This window comes from Klebsiella variicola, from assembly GCF_000828055.2.
GTDB classification, from domain to species: Bacteria; Pseudomonadota; Gammaproteobacteria; order Enterobacterales; family Enterobacteriaceae; genus Klebsiella; species Klebsiella variicola.
Genome location: NZ_CP010523.2, coordinates 1,658,217 through 1,681,007, shown reverse-complemented (window position 1 = coordinate 1,681,007; position 22,791 = coordinate 1,658,217). Strand labels below are relative to the sequence as shown.

Here is a 22,791-nt window from a genome sequence, read left to right as displayed (position 1 = left end):
TGCTTGCCATTTCAGCAACGCATCAGGAATGATACGAGGCTGCTAATTTGAGTCCAGGTAATATTGAGGAAATTATGCGTAAAACAAAAATGATGCTTCTGGGCGTACTTCTTGCCACCGCTGGCGCCAGCTGGACGGCTACTGCCGCGGGGATCGATCAGTATGCGCTGAAAGAGTTCACTGCCGATTTCACCCAGTTTCACATCGGCGACACCGTTCCGGCGATGTACCTCACCCCGGAATACAACATCAAACAGTGGCAGCAGCGTAACCTGCCTGCACCGGACGCCGGCAGCCACTGGACCTACATGGGCGGTAACTACGTGCTGATCACCGATACCGAAGGCAAAATCCTCAAAGTGTACGATGGCGAGATCTTCTATCATCGCTGATCCGCGCAACCTCCACGTCCGCCCCGGCGAGCCAGCGGACTCTCCGGCGCTGCGCCAGATCTTCCTGCGGGCGCGCAGTTTATCGTGGACCTGGCTTCCCGCCGCGGCGTGGCGGCTGGAGGATTTCGATGCCGCCACCGCGGATGAACAACTGTGGGTCGCGGAATGCGACGGCCAGCCGGTGGGCTTTGCCGCCGTATGGACCGCCGATAATTTCCTTCACCATCTGTTTGTCGACCCCGACTGGCAGGGCAAACATATCGGCAGCGCGCTGCTGGCGCAGGTCGAACGGAGCTTTACCGCCAGCGGAACGCTGAAATGCCTGATGGAAAATAAAAACGCCCTGCGCTTCTACCAGCGTCATGGCTGGACCATCGAAGCACAGGGCGCGTCGCCCGAGGGCAGATACTGGCTGATGCGCTCGCCGCGGCCTTAAACGGCGCGGAAGGCAATCTCACCCGGGATCACTTCTCCCTGCCAGTACATCTGGGCCGCCACCCGGCCCGCCAGCTGGCGGTAGATGTCGGTAAATTCGCTGTCCGGACGCGCCACCACCGTCGGCGTGCCGTTATCCAGATCTTCCCGCAGCGTAATATGCAGCGGCAGCTGACCCAGCAGCTGGGTGTGGTATTTCTCGGCCAGTTTTTGCGCGCCGCCGGTGCCGAAGATAGGCTCGTGGTGCCCGCAGTTGCTGCAGATATGCATGCTCATGTTTTCCACGATCCCCAGCACCGGCACTTCCACTTTCTCGAACATCACGATGCCTTTTTTGGCGTCGATCAGCGCGATGTCCTGCGGCGTGGTGACCACCACCGCACCGGTCACCGGAATGTTCTGCGCCAGGGTCAGCTGGATGTCGCCGGTGCCCGGCGGCATATCCAGCACCAGGTAATCAAGATCCGGCCACAGGGTCTCCTGCAGCATCTGCATCAGCGCCTTGCTGGCCATCGGACCACGCCAGACCATGGCGTTGTCGTCAGTCACCAGGTAGCCGATAGAGTTGGTGGCCAGGCCATACTTGATGATCGGCGCCATATGGGTGCCGTCCGGTGAGGTCGGGCGACTGTCTTCGGCGCCCAGCATGGTCGGAATCGACGGACCGTAGATATCGGCATCAAGAATGCCCACCTTCGCCCCTTCCGCCGCCAGGGCCAGCGCCAGGTTTACGGCAGTAGAAGATTTACCGACGCCGCCTTTGCCGGAGCTGATGGCGATAATGTTCTTCACGCCGTTGACCCCGGGCTGGTTTTTCACGCGCTTGAGGGTCGCGATGCTGTGGGTCAGCTTCCAGTCGATGGCCTTCGCGCCGGTGATGCGCAGCAGCTCGGCGCTGCACTGCTCTTTCAGCACTTCGAAGGCGCTGCTCCAGACGAACGGCATCTGCAGCTCAATATGAACGGTATCGTCCAGCCAGGCGACATGGTGCAGCGCCTTGAGGGCGGTGAGATTATGCTTCAGGGTTGGGTGCTGGAAATTGGCCAGCGTCCCGGCGACCATCGCACGTAGGCGCTCAGGGGATTTGGCCTGGGATTGCGAATTCATCCCGACTCCTTTGTTGTTTTGAGATGCTTTCAGTAATCACAGAGTTTATCACAGCTAACGATTATCCATATATGGGCAGCCATTTATGGCGCACCCACAGCCCTTTTGGTAATATCGGAAGCCCTTTTTACAACAGAAGATGTAATGCTCACTATGACTCAAGTCGCGAAGAAAATTCTGGTAACGTGCGCCCTGCCGTACGCCAACGGCTCCATCCACCTCGGCCACATGCTGGAGCACATCCAGGCTGATGTCTGGGTCCGTTACCAGCGAATGCGCGGCCACGAGGTCAACTTCATCTGCGCCGACGACGCCCACGGCACGCCGATCATGCTCAAAGCGCAGCAGCTCGGTATCACTCCGGAGCAGATGATTGGCGAAATGAGTCAGGAGCATCAGACCGATTTTGCCGGCTTCGACATCAGCTATGATAACTATCACTCGACGCACAGCGACGAGAACCGCGAGCTGTCGGAGCTTATCTACACCCGCCTGAAAGAGAACGGTTTTATTAAAAACCGCACCATCTCTCAGCTCTACGATCCGGAAAAAGGCATGTTCCTGCCGGACCGTTTTGTGAAAGGCACCTGTCCGAAGTGCAAATCTCCGGACCAGTATGGCGATAACTGCGAAGTGTGCGGCGCGACCTACAGCCCCACCGAACTTATCGACCCGAAATCGGTGGTCTCCGGCGCTACGCCGGTAATGCGTGACTCCGAGCACTTCTTCTTCGACCTGCCGTCGTTCAGCGAAATGCTGCAGGCGTGGACCCGCAGCGGCGCGCTGCAGGAGCAGGTAGCGAACAAAATGCAGGAGTGGTTCGAATCCGGCCTGCAGCAGTGGGACATCTCCCGCGATGCGCCGTACTTCGGCTTCGAAATTCCCAACGCGCCGGGCAAATATTTCTACGTCTGGCTGGACGCGCCGATCGGCTACATGGGCTCCTTCAAGAACCTGTGCGACAAGCGCGGCGACACCACCAGCTTCGACGAATACTGGAAGAAAGACTCCACGGCCGAGCTGTATCACTTTATCGGCAAGGACATTGTCTACTTCCACAGCCTGTTCTGGCCGGCAATGCTGGAAGGCAGCAACTTCCGTAAGCCGACTAACCTGTTCGTGCACGGCTACGTGACGGTTAACGGCGCGAAGATGTCCAAGTCGCGTGGGACCTTTATCAAGGCCAGCACCTGGTTAAATCATTTCGACGCTGACAGCCTGCGCTACTACTACACCGCCAAGCTCTCTTCGCGCATCGATGACATCGACCTGAACCTGGAAGATTTCGTGCAGCGCGTGAACGCCGACATCGTCAACAAGGTGGTTAACCTCGCCTCGCGCAACGCCGGCTTTATCAGCAAGCGTTTCGACGGCGTGCTGGCCGCTGAGCTGGCCGACCCGGCGCTGTATAAAACCTTCACCGACGCGGCGGAAAGCATCGGCGAAGCATGGGACAGCCGCGAGTTCGGTAAGGCAATCCGCGAAATCATGGCCCTCGCCGACGTGGCTAACCGCTACGTCGATGAGCAGGCGCCGTGGGTGGTGGCGAAACAGGAAGGCCGCGACGCCGACCTGCAGGCCATCTGCACCATGGGTCTGAACATGTTCCGCGTGCTGATGACCTGGCTGAAGCCGGTGCTGCCGCAGCTGGCGGCGCGTGCGGAAGCGTTCCTCAACAGCGAACTCAGCTGGGATGCCATTCAGCAGCCGCTGCTGGCGCATAAGGTCAATCCGTTTAAAGCGCTGTATAACCGCATCGAGATGAAACAGGTGGAAGCGCTGGTGGAAGCCTCTAAAGAAGAGGTGAAAGCCACCGCGGCGCCGGTCACCGGTCCGCTGGCGGACGATCCGATTCAGGAGACCATCACCTTTGACGATTTCGCCAAAGTCGATCTGCGCGTGGCGCTGATTGAAAACGCGGAATTCGTCGAGGGCTCCGACAAGCTGCTGCGCCTGACGCTGGATCTCGGCGGCGAAAAACGTAACGTCTTCTCCGGCATCCGCTCCGCTTACCCGGATCCGCAGCCGCTGATTGGCCGCCTGACGGTGATGGTCGCCAACCTGGCGCCGCGGAAAATGCGCTTCGGCATCTCCGAGGGCATGGTGATGGCCGCCGGCCCTGGCGGGAAGGATATCTTCCTGTTAAGCCCTGACGACGGCGCGAAGCCGGGTCAGCAGGTGAAATAACAAAAAAGCCGGAGAGTATCTCCGGCTTTTTTTTTGCCCGGCGGCGCTACGTTTACACGGGCCTACGGGTTTTGTCGGCCGGGTAAGGCGAAGCCGCCACCCGGCTAAACATCACGCCTTCGGGTGATGCACCCGGTGGGTCAACCCGCGCAGGAAGTTGCGCATAAACTGATCCCCGCACTCGCGGTAGTTTTTATGCTCCGGGGCGCGCATCATGGCGGTGATTTCCGGCACCGACACCCGGTATTTCTGCTCGCTCATGATCGCCTGGATATCGTCTGTTTTCAGCGAGAAGGCGATCCGCAGCTTTTTCAGCACCGTGTTGTTATTCACCCGACGCTCCAGCGCCAGCTCTGGCGCCGAATCATCTTTGCCGCGCTTGTCATAGATAAGGCCGTTGAGGAAACCCGACAGGATAATATCCGGGCAGCGGACAAAACCCTCTTCATCCTCTTTCGTCATCCAGGTATCGAAGCTGGCGGCGGTGGATTCCATATCGGCAAGCGCAAGAATGCGCACCATATCGTTATTATTGGCTTTCAGGGTGTAGCGCAGGCTACGAAGAATATCATTACTGAGCATGAGTGCCTTTTACTGTCGATGTTGCAATGGGGCGCAGTGTAGCAGTTTTACAGGCCAATCGCTTCTTTCAGGCTTTTTAAATAGCGCCGGCTCACCGGCACCGTTTGCCCGGCGCGCATCAGCAGCTCCGCCTGGCCATTCTCTTCCAGGCGAATCTCCTTCAGGTGCGCCATATTCACCAGATACTGGCGATGGCAGCGCAGCAACGGCGTGCGGCTCTCGAGGGTGCGCAGGGTCAGCTCGGTAAAGCCCTCTTTTCCCTCGCGATCGGTCACGTAGATGCCGCTCATCCGGCTGCTGACGAAGGCCACATCCTCCATCTGCAGCAGCCAGATACGGCTGTGGCCGGTACAGGGAATGTATTTCAGCGTCTGCCGGGCGTCATCCAGCAGCGACACGTCCTGCAGGCTGCGCTCCTGACGCAGGCGGGCCAGGGTTTTCTCCAGCCGCACGGCCTCAATCGGCTTCAGCAGATAGTCAAAAGCGTGCTCCTCAAAGGCTTTCACCGCGTACTCATCAAAAGCGGTGAGAAACACGATATAGGGGCGATGCTCCGGGTCGAGCATCCCGACCATCTCCAGACCGCTGATGCGCGGCATCTGGATGTCGAGAAACAGCACGTCAGGGCGCAGCTTATGTACTGCGCCAATCGCCTCCACCGCGTTGCCGCACTCGCCGACGATCTCGATATCGCGCTGAGTCTCCAGCAAAATACGCAGGTTTTCCCGCGCCAGCGGCTCATCATCGACGATCAATACTCTCAGCATGCATTCTCCTCCAGGGGCAGACGTAGGGTGACACGGGTAAAGCGCTCCGGCTCGCAGGTGACGCTGATGCCGCAGTCGGCGCCAAAACGCGCCCGCAGACGCCTGTCCACCAGATTCATCCCCAGCCCGCTGGCCTGGGGGTTGGCCCGGTACAGCCCGGCGTTATCTTCGATATCCAGCTGCAGCCAGCGATCGTCCTGGCTGGCGCGGATGGTAATTTCGCCGACGCCAAGATGTTGCGATGTACCATGCTTAATGGCGTTCTCCACGATCGGCTGCAGGGTGAAAGCGGGCAGCTGGTGATGCGCCAGCCCCTCGGGCACCGCCATCTGGATCTGCAGGTTAGCCTGGAAGCGAGCCTTCTCAATCTGCAGATAGGCGTTAACATGCTCGATCTCATCGGCAAGCGTGACAATTTCCGTCGGCCGTTTCAGGTTCTTACGAAAGAAGGTCGACAGATACTGCACCAGCTGGCCGGCCTGATCGCTGTCGCGGCGGATCACCGCCTTCAGCGTGTTAAGCGCGTTAAACAGGAAGTGCGGGTTGACCTGGGCGTGCAGGAGCTTGATTTCAGATTGCGTCAGCAGCGCCTTCTGCCGCTCGTACTGTCCGGCGAGGATCTGCGCCGACAGCAGCTGGGCAATCCCCTCCCCGAGGGTGCGGTTGATCGAACTGAACAGGCGATTTTTCGCCTCATACAGTTTAATGGTGCCTATCACCCGCTGGTTCTCACCGCGCAGGGGGATCACCAGCGTCGACCCCAGCTTACAGTGCGGATGAATCGAGCAGCGGTAAGGCACCTCGTTGCCATCGGCGTAGACCACCTCCCCGGTCTCAATCGCCCGTTGCGTATACGAGGAGGAGATAGGCTTGCCCGGCAGATGGTGATCGTCGCCGATGCCGGTAAACGCCAGCAGCTTGTCGCGATCGGTGATCGCCACCGCGCCGATATCCAGCTCCTGGATCAGCACCTGGGCCACCTTCATGCTGTTCTCTTCGTTGAATCCCTGACGCAGGATCCCCTCGGTCGACGCCGCCACCTTCAGCGCCGTGGCGGAAAAGGCGGAGGTGTATTTCTCGAACATCGCCCGTTTATCCAGCAGAATGCGCATAAACAGCGCCGCACCGACGGTATTGGTGACCATCATCGGCGCAGCAATGCTCTGCACCAGATGCAGGGCGTCCTGGAACGGGCGGGCAATCAGCAGAATGATCATCATCTGCACAAGCTCGGCCACGAAGGTGATCGCCCCGGCGGTCAGCGGGCTAAAGACCTTGTCCGGCCGGCCGCGTTTGACCAGCACGCTGTGCACCAGCCCGCCCAGCAGCCCCTCGACGATGGTGGAGACCATGCAGCTTAAGGCGGTCATTCCCCCCAGCGAGTAGCGGTGCAGGCCGCCGGTCAGCCCCACCAGCCCGCCGACCACCGGGCCGCCGAGCAGGCCGCCCATCACGGCGCCGATGGCGCGGGTGTTGGCGATGGAGTCTTCGATATGCAGACCGAAATAGGTCCCCATAATGCAGAAAATGGAGAAGGTGACGTAGCACAGCAGCTTGTGCGGCAGGCGAACGGTGACTTGCATCAGGGGGATAAACAGCCGGGTTTTGCTCATCAACCACGCGATGACCAAAAATACGCACATCTGCTGAAGCAGCAGCAACACCAGATCAAACTCGTACATACCCGCAAACCACACATGCCTGAAAGCGCGTACCATACCCTGCCTGGCGAAAACTTTCTTTGAAGCCCTGCATAAAAATGAAAAATGACGGACAGGATCACACTTTTTTCCGGCGCGTTGCTCAGTAAACGCGGCAAAAACCCCGACGCGGCGCGCTAAACCGCAATTAATGTTTCATTAACACCTGTGCTTCACCGTATAATCCCCCTGTTAACATCAGGAGCCTATTATGAAGCCAGCGAAAATCGCGGTCGTCACCCTCTTCTTACTTATGGCCATCGGCGGGATCAGCGGCGTAATGCTGGCCGGCTATTCCTTTATTGTGCGTGGCGGTGTCGGCTGATCCAGCGGGTCAGACGCTCAAACGCGCGGTCGACGATAATCGCCGCCAGCGCCACCAGCAGCGCCCCCTGAACAATATAGGCGGTATTAAAGCCGCTCAGGCCGATGATGATCGGCGTCCCGAGCGTACTGGCCCCCACCGTCGAAGCAATGGTCGCGGTACCAATATTGACGATGACCGAGGTGCGGATCCCCGCCAGTATCACCGGGGCCGCCAGCGGTAGCTCCACCTTATACAGACGCTGCCAGCCGGTCATTCCCATCCCTTCGGCCACCCCTGACACCCCCGACGGTATCGACCCCAGCCCGGCCAGCGTCCCCTGCAACACCGGCAGTATGCCATACAGCGCGAGGGCGATGAGCGCGGGCAGCCAGCCAAATCCCAGCACCGGCACCGCCATCGCCAGCACCGCCACCGGCGGAAAGGTCTGCCCGATAGCGGCGATGGTCTCCACCAGCGGGCGAAACGCGCTGCCGGCGGGCCGGGTGACCGCCACCCCTGCCCCCAGTCCCACAACCGTTGCCGCGAGACTGGACGCCACCACCAGCCAGCCGTGATCGAGGGTTAGCGCCCAGAAGCTCTCCTGCTGATAGACCGGCCGCGGCAGCTCCGGGAACAGCCGACTGAACAGCGGCGCGCTGTAGGGCAGCCCTACCAGCAGACCGATAAACAGCGCGATAAGCCACCACAGCGGCTCACGAAGCGCCTTCATGGCTCGCCTCCTGGCGCAGCAGATCGGCAAAATGCAGCGTGCCGCAGGGCCTGCCTTCGGCATCGACCACCGACAGCGCCTCGCAGCGCCGGGCGACAAACTGCGACAGCGCTTCCCGCAGGGTCATGGTGACGGTCAGCCCCTCGCCCGCCAGCCGTTCGCCGGGACGCAAATAGTCCCCCACCTCGCGCAGCGACAGCAGGCGCACGCCCAGCTCGCTGCGGCCAAAAAAGGTCTGCACAAAGCTATTTTTCGGCCGCAGGAGCATCTCCAGCGGCGCCCCCTGCTGGACCACCTCGCCCCCGTCCATCAGCACCAGGTGGTCCGCCAGACGCAGCGCTTCGTCAATATCATGGGTCACCAGCACAACCGTCCGCCCCAGCAGCCGGTGGATGCGCAGCATCTCCTGCTGCAGCGCCTCGCGGGTCACCGGGTCGAGGGCGCCGAAGGGCTCATCCATCAACAGCACCTCCGGATCCGCCGCCAGCGCCCGGGCCACACCCACCCGCTGCTGCTGGCCGCCGGAGAGCTGATGCGGGTAACGGTCGCGCAGCGTCGCCTCCAGCCCTAACAACGCCATCAGCTCGTCGACCCGGTCGGCGATCCTCACCCGCGGCCATTTTTGCAGCTGCGGCACAGTGGCGATATTCTGCGCCACCGTCCAGTGCGGAAACAGGCCGATAGACTGGATGGCATAGCCCATCCGCCGTCGCAGGATCAGGACCGGCTGCTGACGGATGTCCTCGCCGGCAAAACGAATAGTGCCACGGTCCGGCTCCAGCAGGCGGTTGATCATCTTCAGCGTCGTCGACTTGCCCGAGCCGGAGGTCCCCACCAGCACCGAGAAGGCGCCTTCGCGCAGCTCCAGGGTCAGGTCCTTCACCGCCGGGTGGCCGGCAAACACTTTGCTGACCCCTTCAAACTCAATCATTGGCCTCTCCTTTTAGCCAGGCGCCCCACAGGGCGAACAGGGCATCCACCACCACCGCCAGGGCAATGGTCGGCACCACGCCCAGCAGCACCAGATCCAGCGCACTGCTCAGCAGCCCCTGAAACACCAGCGCGCCAAAACCGCCGGCGCCGATCAGCGCGGCCACTACCGCCATGCCGACGGTTTGCACGCTGACCACCCGCAGGCTGCGCAACAACACCGGCATCGCCAGCGGAAGCTGCACCTGACGAAAGCGCTGCCCGGCGCTCATGCCCATCGCCGTCGCGCTCTCCAGGGCATCCTGCGGCACCTGCTGGAGGCCGGTCACCACCCCACGCACCAGCGGCAGCAGCGCATACAAAGTCAGGGCGATCAGGGCCGGCGCCATGCCGGTCCCGGAGACGCCCAGCTCGCCCAGCGCCGGGAAATAGCGCGCCAGGCCGGCAAGTGGCGCAATCAGCAGGCCGAACAGCGCCACCGACGGGATAGTCTGGATCACATTGAGCACGGTGAAGGCCGGCGCCTGCCAGCGCGGACGTCGCCACAGCCATACCCCCAGCGGCAGGCCAATGAGCAGGCCCGGCAGCAGGGTGCCGAACAGCAAAAGCAGATGCTGGCGCAGGGCGTCGTCAAATACCTCCTGACGGTTGGCATACTCCTTCAGCAGAGAGAGCTGATCGAGCGCCCCGGTAGCAAGCAGGATGATGGGCAACAGCCAGACTTGCGCATTAAGCAGCCAGCGCCACAGCGGCCGGACGGTAAGATGACGGATGGCCTCGCTGGCCAGCAGCAGACAAAGCGCCAGCGACAGCCACAGGCCGCTGCCGGGCGAGGTGCGCGCCAGCGGCGAGCCGTGCCGGGAGAGCTCAAGCGCCGCCTGTCCACTGCCCCAGATAAGCAGCGGGAAGAGCAGTTCGGCCAGCAGCAGGTGAAGAAGCGGCGCGGCCCTGCCTGGCAGCCAGCAAAGCAGCATCCCGGCAAGGATTGCCGCCAGCTGAACGCCGGCGAGCCAGGGCATCACCTGCCACAGCCCGCGCCCTTCGCCGGAGAGTAAGCGATTCGGCGCGTAAGTAATAAACGGCAGCGCCAGCGTAACCAGCAGCAGACCTGTCAGCAGCAGGCCGACGCGGTGAGTACAGCGAATGGTCACCGGTGGCTTACTTCAGCAGGCCTTTCTGCTGCAGATAATCTGCCGCCACGCGCTTCGCATCCTGGCCTTCCACCGCAATGCGGGCGTTCAGCTGCTGCAAGGTTTTTTCATCGAGGCTGGCAAAGACCGGCTTCAGCCAGTCGGCGATCTGCGGATAGGCTTTGAGCACTGCCTCACGCACCACCGGCGTCGGGGCATAAATCGGCTGCACGCCCTGCGGGTCGCTCAGCGTCTGTAACCCCAGCGCCGCGACCGGGCCGTCAGTGCCGTAGGCCATCGCCGCGTTTACGCCCGAGGTCTGCTGCGCCGCCGCTTTGATGGTCACCGCCGTATCGCCCCCGGCCAGCGACAACAGTTGGTTCTGGTTGAGGTTGAAGCCATACGCTTTTTCAAACGCCGGCAGCGCGTCCGGGCGCTCAATAAACTCCGCCGAGGCCGCCAGCTTAAATTCGCCGCCCTGCTTCAGGTAGCGACTGAGGTCGGCCAGCGAGGTCAGGTGATTTTTCTCCGCCAGGTCCTGGCGCACGGCGATAGTCCAGGTATTGTTGGCCGGCGCCGGGGTGAGCCATACCAGCTGATGTTTCTCCTGATCGAGGCGCTTCACCTTCTCATAGCCCTGTTGGGCATGCTTCCACGCCGGGTCGTTTTCATCTTTGAAGAAGAAGGCGCCATTGCCGGTATATTCCGGATAGATATCCAGCTCGCCGGCGACAATCGCTCCGCGCACCACCGGCGTGGTGCCGAGCTGGATTTTATTAATCGTTTTTACGCCGTGGCTTTCCAGCACCTGCTGGATCATATTGCCCAGCAGCGCGCCTTCGGTATCAATTTTCGAGCCGACCTTCACCGGCTCCGCCGCCTGCAGCGGTAAACTTATCAGGGCGACCAGCGCCAGCGCACCGGACCATTTCATTGCCATCTTCATCCCGCTTCCCTCAGTTCTTTTGCGCTTCGCTTACAGAAGCTTAAGAGAAAAGCGTAGTCCATTTGCCAGCGATGCGAAAAAGAAAAGGCCGATTAATCGGCCTTTAACGTGTCACGTTGAGCTTAAGGGCTATTCCTTACAACAGTTCAAACTCGCTCTGCTTCACGCGGGCGGAGTCCACGCCGATAAAGACATTGAATTTGCCCGGCTCAGCAACGTATTTCATCTGCTGGTTCCAGAACTTCAGCGCGTTGACGTCAATCGGGAAGCTGACGGTTTGCGTTTCGCCCGGCTTGAGGTTGACCTTTTTAAAGCCGCGCAGCATTTTCACCGGCCGGCTCATGGAGGCAGTGACGTCCTGCAGATACAGCTGAATGACCGTTGCCCCTTCGCGTTTGCCGGTGTTGGTCACCTGCACGCTGGCGGTCACGCTGCCGTCGCGCGGCAGGGTGGCTGACGACATGGTGACATCGGAGACGCTAAAGGTGGTGTAGCTGAGGCCGTAACCAAACGGATACAGCGGGCCGTTGGCTTCATCGAAGTAACGCGAGGTGTACTTGTTCGGTTTCTCCGGATTATAAGGCCGGCCGGTATTCAGGTGGCTGTAGTAGGTTGGGATCTGCCCCACCGAGCGCGGGAAAGACATCGGCAGTTTGCCCGACGGATTGTAATCGCCAAACAGCACGTCGGCGATGGCGTGACCGCCTTCAGTGCCGGCAAACCAGGTCTCCAGCAGCGCATCGGCTTGCTGATCCTCTTTCACCAGCGCCAGCGGACGGCCGTTCATCAGCACCAGCACCAGCGGTTTGCCGGTGGCTTTGAGGGCGGCAATAAGATTGCGCTGGCTCTGCGGCAGGGTGATGTCGGTCCGGCTGGAGGCCTCATGCGCCATGCCCTGCGCTTCGCCCACCACGGCAACCACCACGTCGGATTGCTTCGCCGCCGCGACGGCTTCGTCGATCATTTCCTGCGGCGAGCGCGGGTCAACCTGCACCGCGTTCTCATACAGGTTAAGGAAATCGACGATGCCTTTATCGTCAGTGACGTTCGCCCCTTTGGCGTAAATCACTTTACCGTTATCACCCAGCGCTTCTTTGATGCCGGTCAGGACGGTCACCGACTGGTCGGCCACCCCGGCCGCGGACCAGCTGCCCATCATGTCGCGTTTGCTGTCCGCCAGCGCACCGACCACCGCGATAGTGCCGGATTTTTTCAGCGGCAGCGTATCGAGACGGTTTTTCAGCAGTACCAGACTTTCGCGGGCCACTTCCCGCGCCTCTTTGCGATGCAGGCGGCTTTCCGCGTTGGTGTCCTGCGGGTCAGAATCTTTTGGTCCCAGGTGGCTGTAAGGATCGTTGAACAGCCCCATGTCATATTTGACGTTGAGCACATGACGGGTGGCGTCATCCAGCTCGGCCATGGTCACCTTGCCAGACTTCACCAGCCCCGGCAGGTACTTGCTGTAATACTCGTCACTCATGCTCATGTTGATGCCGGACTTAAGCGCCACGCGCACCGCGTCTTCCGGGTCGGAGGCCACGCCGTGCTTAATCAACTCTTTGATGGCGCCGTGGTCGGAGACCGTGATGCCTTTAAAGCCCCACTGGTCGCGCAGGACGTCTTTCAGCAGCCAGGAATCAGCAGTCGCCGGGGTGCCGTTCAGCGAGTTCAGGGCCACCATCACCGCGCCGCTGCCGGCATCAAGCCCGGCTTTGTACGGCGGCATATAGTCGTTGAACAGGCGCTGCGGGCTCATGTCGACCGTGTTGTACTCTTTCCCGCCCTCCACCGCGCCGTAGGCGGCGAAGTGCTTGACGCTGGTCATCACCGAATAGCGGTCCGCCGGGCTCTTGCCCTGCATCGACTCCACCATCGCCTGGCCCATCATCGTGGTCAGATACGTGTCTTCCCCGAACCCTTCGGAAGCGCGTCCCCAGCGCGGGTCGCGGGAGACGTCGACCATCGGCGCCCAGGTCATGTTCAGGCCGTCATCGGCGGCTTCATAAGCTGACACGCGGCCCACGGTCTTCACGGCGTCAAGGTTAAACGATGAGGCCAGGCCGAGGCTTATCGGGAACACGGTGCGCTGACCGTGCAGCACATCGTAGGCAAAGAACAATGGGATCTTCAGGCGGCTAAGCTGCATCACCTGATCCTGCATCACGCGGATATCCGGCCGGGTGACGGTGTTAAAAATCGCCCCCACCTGACCGTTTTTGATCATGTCGCGGATCGCCTCTTTCGGGTTATCCGGGCCAACGCTTATCAGACGCAGCTGGCCGATTTTCTCGTCTACCGTCATTTTTTTCAGCAGATCGGTGACAAAGGCATCCCGCGCCTGCGGGGTCAGAGGGTGGTTACCAAACAGTTCATCCGCCAGCGCGGGTTGCAGCGCCAGACTCACGGCGACGCCTACAGTGCAGAGCCATTTCATTGTTATCTCGCTTTTTCTCAGACGGGGACTCGGTAAAACATAATAAAAACCGCAGTTTGCCATATATATAAACAACGCGCCCGCAGAATGCTAAGGTTCTTCTCTGATTTTTGCGAAACATTCATGCATCAAATTGTCATACAAAGCGCTATGCTTATCCTCGATATTTCGCGCACCACCACAAGGAGTGGAACATGTCATCTGCACCCACTAATACCCATAAAACGTTTCTGGCGGATCTGGCGCGCCTGGTTGGCCCTTCGCATCTGCTGACCGACCCGGCAAAAACCCAACGCTACCGCAAAGGCTTCCGCTCCGGTCAGGGCGAGGCGCTGGCGGTTGTCTTTCCCGGCACCCTGCTGGAACTCTGGCGCGTGCTTAACGCCTGCGTAGACGCCGATAAAATTATTCTGATGCAGGCGGCCAACACCGGCCTGACCGAAGGTTCGACCCCCAACGGCAATGATTACGATCGCGAGATCGTGATTATCAGCACTCTGCGCCTGGATAAACTGCATCTGCTGGACAAAGGCGAGCAGGTGCTGGCCTGGCCCGGCACTACCCTCTATTCGCTGGAAAAAGCGCTCAAACCGCTGGGTCGCGAGCCGCACTCAGTGATCGGCTCGTCATGCATCGGCGCATCGGTGATCGGCGGGATCTGCAACAACTCCGGCGGTTCGCTGGTGCAGCGCGGGCCCGCCTATACCGAAATGTCGCTGTTCGCGCAGATTGACGCCGACGGCAAGCTGAAGCTGGTCAACCATCTGGGCATTGATCTCGGCAGCACGCCGGAGCAGATCCTCAGCCGCCTCGACGACGAGCGCATCAGCGATAGCGATGTGCTGCACGACGGCCGCCACGCCCACGATCACGACTATGTGACCCGCGTGCGCGATGTCGATGCCGACACCCCGGCGCGCTACAACGCCGACCCGGACCGCCTGTTCGAATCCTCCGGCTGCGCCGGCAAGCTGGCGGTTTTCGCCGCGCGTCTGGATACCTTCCCGGCGGAAAAACGCCAGCAGGTGTTTTACATTGGCACCAACCAGCCGCAGGTATTGACCGAGATCCGCCGCCATATCCTCGCCGAGTTCCAGCATCTGCCGGTGGCCGGGGAATATATGCACCGCGATATTTACGATATCGCCGAGAAGTATGGCAAAGACACCTTCCTGATGATCGACAAGCTCGGCACCGACAAAATGCCGTTCTTCTTCACCATGAAGGGGCGCACCGACGCGATGCTGGAGAAAGTCTCGCTGTTTAAGCCGCACTTTACCGACCGCTTTATGCAGAAGCTCGGCCACGTCTTCCCGGCGCACTTACCGGAGCGGATGAAAACCTGGCGTGATAAATATGAACATCATCTGCTGCTGAAGATGGCCGGGGATGGCATCGAAGAAGCGCAGCGCTGGCTGACGGAATACTTCCAGCAGGCCGAGGGGGATTTCTTCGCCTGTACGCCGGAGGAAGGCAGCAAGGCGTTTCTGCACCGCTTTGCCGCCGCCGGCGCGGCCATCCGCTATCAGGCGGTGCATGCTGACGAAGTGGAAGATATTCTGGCGCTGGATATCGCCTTGCGCCGCAACGATACCGAGTGGTTCGAACATCTGCCGCCGGAGATCGACAGCCAGCTGGTGCATAAGCTCTACTATGGCCACTTTATGTGCCATGTGTTCCATCAGGATTACATCGTCAAGAAAGGGGTCGACGCCCACGCTCTGAAAGAGCAGATGCTGGCGTTGCTGAAAGCGCGCGGCGCCCAGTACCCGGCGGAGCATAACGTGGGTCATCTGTATGAGGCCCCGGAGAGCCTGCAGCAGTTCTATCGCCAGAACGATCCGACCAACAGCATGAACCCGGGGATTGGTAAAACCAGTAAGCAGAAATACTGGGGTGAAGCGGCACCAACGCCGGTCTCCCCGGCAGATCCGCAATAATCAGCGGCAGGACTATTCAGCCTGGCGCTTCTGTATTACGCTGCACGCCGGAGAATGTCTCTCCGGCAGATTCAGGAGCGCCGCCATGCCCGCAGAGGCCCCGTTACTCGACAGTGATTTAGAAATTCGTGAAGCGCTGCCCGACGATGCGCACGCCATCGCCGCGCTGTATGTCTGGCACGTGCTCAATGGCCGCGCTTCCTTTGAAGAGATCCCCCCTACCGTTGACGAAATGCGTAAACGGATCAAAACCGTCCGCGATAACGGGCTGCCCTGGCTGGTGGCGCTGTGGCGCGGCGCCATCGTCGGCTACTGCTACGCCACCTTCTATCGGCCTCGTCCGGCCTATCGTTACACGCTTGAGGAATCGATCTACGTGGAATCCGGGATGGGCGGGCGCGGCATCGGCAGCGCGCTGCTGTCGCGGCTGATCGCCGAATGCGAGAAAGGCCCGTGGCGGCAGATGCTGGCGATCATCGGTGATGGCCATAACAATGCCGGTTCGCTGGCGATCCATAAAAAGTTTGGTTTTACCGTGGCGGGTCAACTGCGCAGCGTGGGCTACAAGATGGGCGACTGGCGAGATACGTTGATTATGCAGCGCGCGCTGGGTGACGGCGACTGGACGCTGCCGGAGTGATATCCGGCGTCAAATCCCCGGCTCGCGGCGTAAACGCCTTAGCCGGGCTACCGTTCAGCGCGGTTCCGTAGAGGCGTCAGCCGCCATCCGGCACAAACACCGGCACTCGGCCTGATTGCCCGGCGGCGCTGCGCTTGCCGGGCCTACGAAGGGGGCGAACCCGGCGCCAAATCACGTAGCCCGGATAAGGCGCGAGCCGCCATCCGGCACAAACGCGGCACGGTGTCGGGTATATTGCCCGGCGGCGCTGCGCTTGCCGGGCCTGCGAAGGGGGCGAACCCGGCGCCAAATCACGTAGCCCGGATAAGGCGCAATGCGCCGCCATCCGGGGGACATGTAGATTAATCGTTCTGCGCGGTCTGCGCGCCGCCTTTCAGCATCGCCTCTGCCATCTGCGATTCGCGCTGCTTTTTATAGCTCAGCGCCGAGGCGGGTACCGGCATCACTTTCCCGGTCTCGATCCAGGTCCGCAAGCGGCTGGCGTCGGCGAAGTGGGTGTATTTACCGAAGGCATCCATCACCACCAGCGCCACCGGGCGTTGGTTAATCACCGTACGCATAATCAGGCAGTGGCCGGCAGCGTTGGTGAAGCCGGTTTTAGTCAGCTGGATATTCCAGTTATCGCGATACACCAGATGGTTGGTGTTGCGGAACGGCAGGCTGTAGGCCGGATGGGCGAAAGTGGCGGTCTCTTCTTTGGTGGTGCTCAGCTGGCCAATCAGCGGATACTGCTCGCTGGCGATCAGCAGTTTGGTCAGATCGCGGGCGGTGGAGACGTTATGCACCGACAGGCCCGTCGGCTCCACGTAGCGGGTATGAGTCATGCCCAGCGCCTGGGCTTTGGCGTTCATCGCGCGAATGAAGGCATCGTAGCCGCCTGGATAGTGATGCGCCAGGCTGGCGGCCGCGCGGTTCTCGGAAGACATCAGCGCCAGCAGCAGCATCGTGCGGCGGCTGATTTGGCTGTTGAGGCGCACGCGGGAGTAGATCCCCTTCATTTCCGGCGTATGGCTGATATCCACCGTCAGCATCTCATCCATCGGCAGATGGGCATCGAGCACCACCATGGCGGTCATCACTTTGGTGATTGACGCCATCGGGCGCACCAGATCCGGCTGGCTGGCATAGATGATTTTTTTGGTGGCCAGATCGACGATCATGGCGCTGCCGGAGGCGATATCCGGCTGCGAGGCGGCAACCGCCGCGGAGGTTTTTGCTAACGCCTGGGGCGCAAAAGGCACAGCCAGCAGCAAGGTCAGGCTGAGCAAAGAGACTCGAAATTTCGGCATCATGGGCATTCTGAAAAGTATTTTTGCACGTTATGGAACGTACGCCGCGAGGTTAAGTGGGCAACATCGCTGGCAAACGCCATCATACCGCGCCGTAAGGCCCTGTGCCTAATAAGAATCGTGAAGAAATGCTGCATTGCCGACACAAAATACATATTTGCCGGCAATGCATATTATCCAGTGACGTGCGATCAGAAGAGTCGGTAACCATACCCCCACAGTACCACGGTGATCGCCAGCAGCACTTCCAGTACCAGCACTCCGATGGCCAGCGTCGAACTGGCGAAGCTTAACCCCTCTTCCCGGTTAATGCTCAGGAAGGTCGGGATGCCCAGATAGAGCAGATAGCCGGTGTAAAACAGCGCGATGGTACCGATCAGCGCGCACAGCCAGACCAGCGGATAGAGCGCCACAATCCCGCTCAGAAACAGCGGCGTGGCCACATAGCCGGCAAACACCATGCAGCGTTTCAGCGAAGGCTGCTGCGGATACTGCCTGGCCATCCACCAGATAACCCGCCCCATGATCGCCACCCCGGCCAGCATCACGGCGTAAAACAGTACCGCCAGCGCCAGACCGGTCAACATCGACAGTTTAATAACGGTGCCGTCGCCGAAGTTCCAGCCCAGCTGCGTAGTGCCGATAAAGGCGCACACCACCGGAACCGCCGCCATCAGCAGCACATGGTGCGTATAGTGATGAGAAATGGTTTCGTTCTCGCTCTTTATCACGCTCATTTCCCGGTTGGGATGAGCGAAGAGCCCCCAGACATGGTTCATAGCGTCCCCCTTGTCACGGCTTCGTACTGCACTGATCCAAGTATAATTCACCCTGTAGATTATTTTGTGTACAGCACAAAAAATCTGCGTCACCGCGTTTTGGTCAGCAGGGTGTATGATTAAAGGTGATGAGATAAGGAGATAAGCTGTTTATGGATATCAATCACCTGATTTCCCAGTATGGCTACGCGGCGCTGATCGTCGGCAGCATGGCGGAAGGTGAGACCATTACCCTGCTGGGCGGCGTCGCAGCGCATCAGGGGTTACTGAAGTTTCCCCTGGTGGTGATCGCCGTCGCCCTCGGCGGGATGATTGGCGATCAGCTGCTCTATCTGGTCGGCCGCCGCTTCGGGGGACGCATTCTGCGCCGTTTCGCCAGCCAGAAGGCGCGAATACGTAAAGCGCAGCGCATGATCCAGCACCGGCCGTGGCTGTTTGTCATCGGCACCCGCTTTATGTATGGCTTCCGGGTAATCGGCCCCCTGCTGATCGGCGCCAGCCGCCTGCCGCCGCGCATTTTCCTGCCGTTGAATATTGTCGGAGCGCTGGTGTGGGCCCTGCTGTTTACCACCATTGGCTATCTCGGCGGCGAGGTGGTTGGCCCGTGGCTGCACCATCTGGACGCCCATCTGAAGCACTGGATCTGGCTGATCCTCGCGGTAGGACTGGTGGTTGCCGCCCACTGGTGGCTCAGGCGGCGAGAAAGGAAGAAGAAAGACTAAACGGCGCCCCCGAAGGCGCGCCGTTGCGCCGGTTATTTCACGCTCTGGTGATAGCCGCCGCCGAGAGCAGAAGTCAGCTGAATGCTGGCGTCAATCCACTGGCCGTGCAGGCGCAATGCGGTAATGCGCTCCTGCAGCGCCGGGAGCTTCGCCATACTGACTCTGGAGCCGGGTAAGATCCCCGCCGCCATTCGGGCCTGCGCCAGGTTCACCACCCGCTGGGCGTCTTTTTCAACCTGCTGCTGCTGCTGGCTTTTGGCCATCAGCGTCTCGACCTGGCTGGCGGTTTTCGCCACCTGGTTGACGGCATCCACCACCGCTTTGTTGTACTGCGCTATCGACAGGCTGTTCTGCGCGCTGGCGATATCCAGATTGGCATTGAGGCGGCCGCTGTCAAAGATCGGCAGCGTCAGTCCGGCGGTGACGCCCATCTGCTGCGCCGAGTGACGGAAAAGATCGCTTAAGTGCAGGGCATCCTGCTGCAGGAACGCCATCAGATTGATGTCGGGATAAAACGCCGCTTTCGCCGCGTCCACTTCGCTCAGCGATGCCTCAATGTACCAGTGAGCAACCTGCAGATCCGGGCGGCGCGCCAGCAGCTCATAGCCGAGGGTATCAGGCAGCTGCGCGCTGACCGTCGGCAGGCTGACCGGTTTGAGGTTCAGCGACTGGCTCTGGCTGTTGGTCAGGGCCATCAGGCGCGCTTCAATCTCTTTCATCGTGCCCGCCACGTCCGCCAGCTGCTGGTCGGTTTTGCTGACGTTAATATCGTTCTCCGCCCCTTCGGCGGAGTTGGTGATCCCGCGCTGCAACAGGGCCTTGTCGACCGTCACGATATTATTTTGCTCACCCTTCACCTGCTGCAGCACTGCTTTAATCGCCGCTTCCGTCTGCCACTGCCAGTACAGGCGCGCCACGCTGCCAGAAAGCAATTCGCGGGTCTGGGCCTGCTCCGCCACCTGGGCTTTCAGCTCGCCGATGCGCGCTTTCACCAGCGCGCGGTTTTTACCCCACAGGTCCAGATCCCAGCCAGCGGTCAGGCCGAAGGTGCCGTTGGTGTACCACGGGCCGGTATTGCCGTCGGTGTCGGTGGCGAACGGCCCCATCAGGCCTTCGGCCGACATGCGCTGGCGTTCAACATCGGCGGAGAAATCCATCTCCGGGCCAAGATTCGCCTGCGACATTCGCGCCTGCGCTTCGGCAAGCCTGATGCGCTGTTCGGCAATTTGCATATCCGGCGCATTGGCGAGTGCGCGCTGAATCAGATTATCCAGTTGGGCATCGTGGTAGTCTTTCCACCAGTCGGTCTGCGGCCAGCCATTTTTCACGGCGGCAGGGAGATCCATGGAAACATGGGAGGCTGGAATTTGCTGCTGCGGCGGATTAGCAACCTCATGAGATGGCGCGCAGCCAGCCAGCGCGATGGCCAGGGGCAATGCCGCCAGCACGCTTTTATTTAATATCAATTTCATTAGACAGGTCAGATAACTTAATCAGGTTGGTTATCATAAGTTAATTGAATTAAACGCGTTTAGTAAAGCGTGTGACTAAATTATTAGTTAGCTAAAAATAAACAACCTTATCAATTCAAGGGATGAATATGAGTCAGAATATTTATGACGACCCGCAGTTTTTTGCCGGCTATGCGACCCTCGATCGCTCGGTGAAGGGGCTGGATGGCGCACCGGAGTGGCCTTCCCTGCAGGCAATGTTGCCGCCGATAACCGGTTTGCGGGTGGTGGATCTCGGCTGCGGCTACGGCTGGTTTTGCCGCTGGGCACAGCAGCAGGGAGCCAGCCAGATAACCGGTTTTGATATCTCCCAGCGCATGCTGGCGCAGGCGCGGGAGATGACCCGCGGGGATGAGATTGTCTACCGCTGCGCCGATCTGCAAACCCTGACGCTGCCCGCCAACAGCTGCGATCTGGTCTACAGCTCGCTGGCGCTGCATTATTTACCGGACATTGCGCCGCTCTTCGCCACCCTGCAGCAGGCGCTGGTTCCCGGCGGCACCCTGGTCTTTTCCGCCGAACATCCCATCTATACCGCCCCCTTGCAGCAGGGCTGGCGGGTGGATGACCAGGGACAGAAAAGCTGGCCGGTCAGTCACTATCAGCAGGAGGGCGAGCGCGTCAGCAACTGGTTTGCCGAGGGCGTCATCAAGCAACATCGCAAGCTCTCAAGCTGGATAAACGCGCTTATCGCCGCGGGTTTTGTGCTGGAGCAGCTGGATGAGTGGGGTCCGAGCGCCGAACAGATTGTCCAACAGCCCGCCCTGGATGAAGAGAAAGAACGTCCGATGATCTTTTTACTGCGCGCGCGTAAACCGGGCTAATCCCCCGCCCGGCGATGGCCGGGCGGGCATGCTTTACGCTTTCAGGCTGGCGCCGCGGCTGGCAATCACCTCTTTATACCAGTCAAAACTCTTCTTCTTACTGCGCGCCAGGGTGCCGGTGCCGTCATCATGACGGTCGACATAGATAAAGCCATAGCGCTTCGACAGCTCCGCCTTCGAGGCGCTCACCAGGTCAATCGGCCCCCAGCTGGTAAAGCCCATCAGCTCAACGCCATCGTCAATGGCTTCCCGCGCCTGCACCAGATGGTCGTTCAGGTAACTGATGCGGTAGTCATCGTTAATGCTGCCATCGGCTTCCACCTTATCCTTGGCGCCCAGACCATTTTCCACGATAAACAGCGGCTTCTGATAGCGATCCCACAGCACGTTCAGCAGCGTACGCAGGCCCAGCGGGTCTATCTGCCAGCCCCACTCCGAGCTCGCCAGGTGCGGGTTCGGCACCATGCTGAGAATATTGCCGCGCGCCTGCTGGTTCAGCGCCTCGTCGGCGGTGACGCAGCCGGTCATGTAGTAGCTAAAGGAGATAAAGTCGACGGTGGTTTTCAGCGCTTCACGATCGGCATCGGTAATGGTGAGTGTGATACCGTTGTCGCGGAAAAAGCGCAGCATATAGCCCGGGTACGCGCCGCGCGCCTGCACGTCGCCAAAGAACTGCCAGCTGCGGTTCTCCTGCAGCGTCTCAAACACATCTTCCGGTTTGCAGCTCAGGGGATACATCAGCCCGCCGAGCAGCATATTGCCGATTTTGCCCTCGGGCACCAGCTCGTGACAGGCTTTAACCGCCAGAGCGCTGGCCACCAGCTGGTGGTGAATCGCCTGATACACCTCGCCTTTGCTGCTGCCGGCCGGCAGGCCGACGCCGGTCATCGGAGCATGCAGCGACATATTGATTTCGTTAAAGGTCAGCCACAATTTGACCTTATTTTTATAGCGGCTGAACACCGTGCGGGCGTAGCGCTCAAAGAAACCAATCACCTCCCGGCTGCCCCAGCCGCCGTAGTTTTTTACCAGCGCCCACGGCATTTCATAATGCGACAGCGTCACCAGCGGGGTGATGTTGTGCTTCGCCATCTCGTCGAACAGCTTGTCGTAGAACGCGAGACCGGCTTCGTTGGGCTCGGCGTCATCGCCGTTGGGATAGATGCGGGTCCAGGCGATGGACACCCGCAGGCAGTTAAAGCCCATCTCGGCGAACAGAGCGATATCTTCCGGGTAGCGATGGTAAAAATCGATCGCCACATCCTTAATACCGCTGTCGCCGGGTACGCGCTCGACCACCTCGCCGAACACGCCGTGCGGCTGCACATCGGAGGTGGATAAGCCTTTGCCCTCTTCCAGATAAGCCCCTTCCACCTGATTCGCCGCGGTCGCGCCGCCCCATAAAAAATCCGCCGGGAATGTTTTCATCTCTCTCTCCT

Annotated in this window: 21 protein-coding genes; 8 read left to right on the top strand and 13 right to left on the bottom strand. The window is 60.2% G+C overall.

All coding sequences use genetic code 11. The features are described 5' to 3' along the window. Positions 1 to 74 precede the first annotated feature (74 nt). Positions 75 to 392, top strand: coding sequence for an RcnB family protein (locus SP68_RS07990; RefSeq protein WP_002912749.1), 318 nt, complete (start codon positions 75 to 77; stop codon positions 390 to 392). Beyond that, positions 367 to 828, top strand: a complete 462-nt coding sequence (locus SP68_RS07985; protein ID WP_008804055.1) for a GNAT family N-acetyltransferase — start codon at positions 367 to 369, stop codon at positions 826 to 828. Before SP68_RS07990 ends, SP68_RS07985 begins: the two co-directional genes overlap by 26 nt. On the opposite strand, the gene apbC is transcribed toward SP68_RS07985, so the two are convergent. Further along, positions 825 to 1,934, bottom strand: a complete 1,110-nt coding sequence (apbC, locus tag SP68_RS07980) for an iron-sulfur cluster carrier protein ApbC (protein WP_008804054.1) — start codon at positions 1,932 to 1,934, stop codon at positions 825 to 827. The two genes, SP68_RS07985 and apbC, sit on opposite strands and share 4 nt — an antisense overlap. Positions 1,935 to 2,087: 153 nt before the next feature. On the opposite strand from apbC, the gene metG reads away from it, so the two are divergent. Further along, positions 2,088 to 4,121, top strand: a complete 2,034-nt coding sequence (gene metG / locus SP68_RS07975; protein WP_002912753.1) for a methionine--tRNA ligase — start codon at positions 2,088 to 2,090, stop codon at positions 4,119 to 4,121. Positions 4,122 to 4,232: 111 nt separating this feature from the next. Here metG and SP68_RS07970 read toward each other — a convergent pair whose 3' ends face one another. Genes SP68_RS07970 through SP68_RS07960 form a run of 3 tightly spaced genes read right to left on the bottom strand, consistent with a single transcriptional unit; the run spans position 4,233 to position 7,152 of the window. Beyond that, complete coding sequence (locus SP68_RS07970; RefSeq protein ID WP_008804053.1) at positions 4,233 to 4,703, bottom strand: YehS family protein; 471 nt, start codon at positions 4,701 to 4,703, stop codon at positions 4,233 to 4,235. A gap of 47 nt (positions 4,704 to 4,750) precedes the next feature. Further along, positions 4,751 to 5,470, bottom strand: coding sequence for a two-component system response regulator BtsR (gene btsR / locus SP68_RS07965; protein WP_008804052.1), 720 nt, complete (start codon positions 5,468 to 5,470; stop codon positions 4,751 to 4,753). Then, on the bottom strand, positions 5,464 to 7,152 hold the full coding sequence (locus SP68_RS07960) for a sensor histidine kinase (protein WP_002912760.1): 1,689 nt from the start codon (positions 7,150 to 7,152) through the stop codon (positions 5,464 to 5,466). Before SP68_RS07960 ends, btsR begins: the two co-directional genes overlap by 7 nt. A 229-nt stretch (positions 7,153 to 7,381) precedes the next feature. Between SP68_RS07960 and SP68_RS26205 the strand changes: the two genes are divergently transcribed. Next, on the top strand, positions 7,382 to 7,495 hold the full coding sequence (locus SP68_RS26205) for a protein YohO (protein WP_002912762.1): 114 nt from the start codon (positions 7,382 to 7,384) through the stop codon (positions 7,493 to 7,495). Here SP68_RS26205 and SP68_RS07955 read toward each other — a convergent pair. The 5 genes from SP68_RS07955 to bglX all read right to left on the bottom strand — a co-directional run bounded on the left by SP68_RS07955 (position 7,470) and on the right by bglX (position 13,647). Further along, entirely contained in the window at positions 7,470 to 8,207 is a 738-nt protein-coding gene (locus SP68_RS07955) for an ABC transporter permease (RefSeq protein ID WP_022064807.1), read from the bottom strand. The genes SP68_RS26205 and SP68_RS07955 overlap by 26 nt on opposite strands. Then, positions 8,191 to 9,138 carry an ABC transporter ATP-binding protein gene (locus SP68_RS07950; protein ID WP_040968741.1) on the bottom strand — a complete coding sequence of 316 codons (948 nt, stop codon included), beginning with the start codon at positions 9,136 to 9,138 and terminating at the stop codon, positions 8,191 to 8,193. The genes SP68_RS07955 and SP68_RS07950 overlap by 17 nt, the downstream gene beginning before the upstream one ends. Then, on the bottom strand, positions 9,131 to 10,288 hold the full coding sequence (locus SP68_RS07945) for an ABC transporter permease (protein WP_040968742.1): 1,158 nt from the start codon (positions 10,286 to 10,288) through the stop codon (positions 9,131 to 9,133). Before SP68_RS07945 ends, SP68_RS07950 begins: the two co-directional genes overlap by 8 nt. Positions 10,289 to 10,295: 7 nt before the next feature. Then, on the bottom strand, positions 10,296 to 11,213 hold the full coding sequence (gene osmF / locus SP68_RS07940) for a glycine betaine ABC transporter substrate-binding protein OsmF (RefSeq protein WP_040968743.1): 918 nt from the start codon (positions 11,211 to 11,213) through the stop codon (positions 10,296 to 10,298). A 136-nt stretch (positions 11,214 to 11,349) separates the two neighbouring features. Next, positions 11,350 to 13,647: a beta-glucosidase BglX gene (gene bglX, locus SP68_RS07935; RefSeq protein WP_071891534.1), complete on the bottom strand. Its 2,298-nt coding sequence runs from the start codon at positions 13,645 to 13,647 to the stop codon at positions 11,350 to 11,352. A gap of 194 nt (positions 13,648 to 13,841) precedes the next feature. On the opposite strand from bglX, the gene dld reads away from it, so the two are divergent. Both dld and SP68_RS07925 read left to right on the top strand, forming a co-directional pair. Then, positions 13,842 to 15,587 carry a D-lactate dehydrogenase gene (dld, locus tag SP68_RS07930; protein WP_008804046.1) on the top strand — a complete coding sequence of 582 codons (1,746 nt, stop codon included), beginning with the start codon at positions 13,842 to 13,844 and terminating at the stop codon, positions 15,585 to 15,587. Positions 15,588 to 15,672: 85 nt separating this feature from the next. After that, a complete protein-coding gene (locus SP68_RS07925) occupies positions 15,673 to 16,227 on the top strand; it encodes a GNAT family N-acetyltransferase (RefSeq protein WP_008804045.1) in 555 nt (184 codons plus the stop codon). Between the two features lie 341 nt (positions 16,228 to 16,568). On the opposite strand, the gene pbpG is transcribed toward SP68_RS07925, so the two are convergent. Further along, positions 16,569 to 17,519: a D-alanyl-D-alanine endopeptidase gene (pbpG, locus tag SP68_RS07920; protein ID WP_022064810.1), complete on the bottom strand. Its 951-nt coding sequence runs from the start codon at positions 17,517 to 17,519 to the stop codon at positions 16,569 to 16,571. Between the two features lie 188 nt (positions 17,520 to 17,707). Next, positions 17,708 to 18,295: a Yip1 family protein gene (locus SP68_RS07915; RefSeq protein ID WP_008804043.1), complete on the bottom strand. Its 588-nt coding sequence runs from the start codon at positions 18,293 to 18,295 to the stop codon at positions 17,708 to 17,710. Between the two features lie 152 nt (positions 18,296 to 18,447). Between SP68_RS07915 and SP68_RS07910 the strand changes: the two genes are divergently transcribed. Then, positions 18,448 to 19,017, top strand: a complete 570-nt coding sequence (locus SP68_RS07910; RefSeq protein WP_008804042.1) for a DedA family protein — start codon at positions 18,448 to 18,450, stop codon at positions 19,015 to 19,017. Between the two features lie 32 nt (positions 19,018 to 19,049). Here the strand turns inward: SP68_RS07910 and mdtQ are convergent, their stop codons facing one another. Then, positions 19,050 to 20,489 carry a multidrug resistance outer membrane protein MdtQ gene (mdtQ, locus tag SP68_RS07905; RefSeq protein WP_008804041.1) on the bottom strand — a complete coding sequence of 480 codons (1,440 nt, stop codon included), beginning with the start codon at positions 20,487 to 20,489 and terminating at the stop codon, positions 19,050 to 19,052. 128 nt (positions 20,490 to 20,617) lie between these two features. Between mdtQ and SP68_RS07900 the strand changes: the two genes are divergently transcribed. After that, entirely contained in the window at positions 20,618 to 21,352 is a 735-nt protein-coding gene (locus tag SP68_RS07900; RefSeq protein WP_008804040.1) for a class I SAM-dependent methyltransferase, read from the top strand. A 33-nt stretch (positions 21,353 to 21,385) separates the two neighbouring features. Here SP68_RS07900 and SP68_RS07895 read toward each other — a convergent pair whose 3' ends face one another. Beyond that, positions 21,386 to 22,780, bottom strand: a complete 1,395-nt coding sequence (locus SP68_RS07895) for a glycoside hydrolase family 1 protein (RefSeq protein ID WP_008804039.1) — start codon at positions 22,778 to 22,780, stop codon at positions 21,386 to 21,388. Between the last annotated feature and the right edge of the window lie 11 nt (positions 22,781 to 22,791).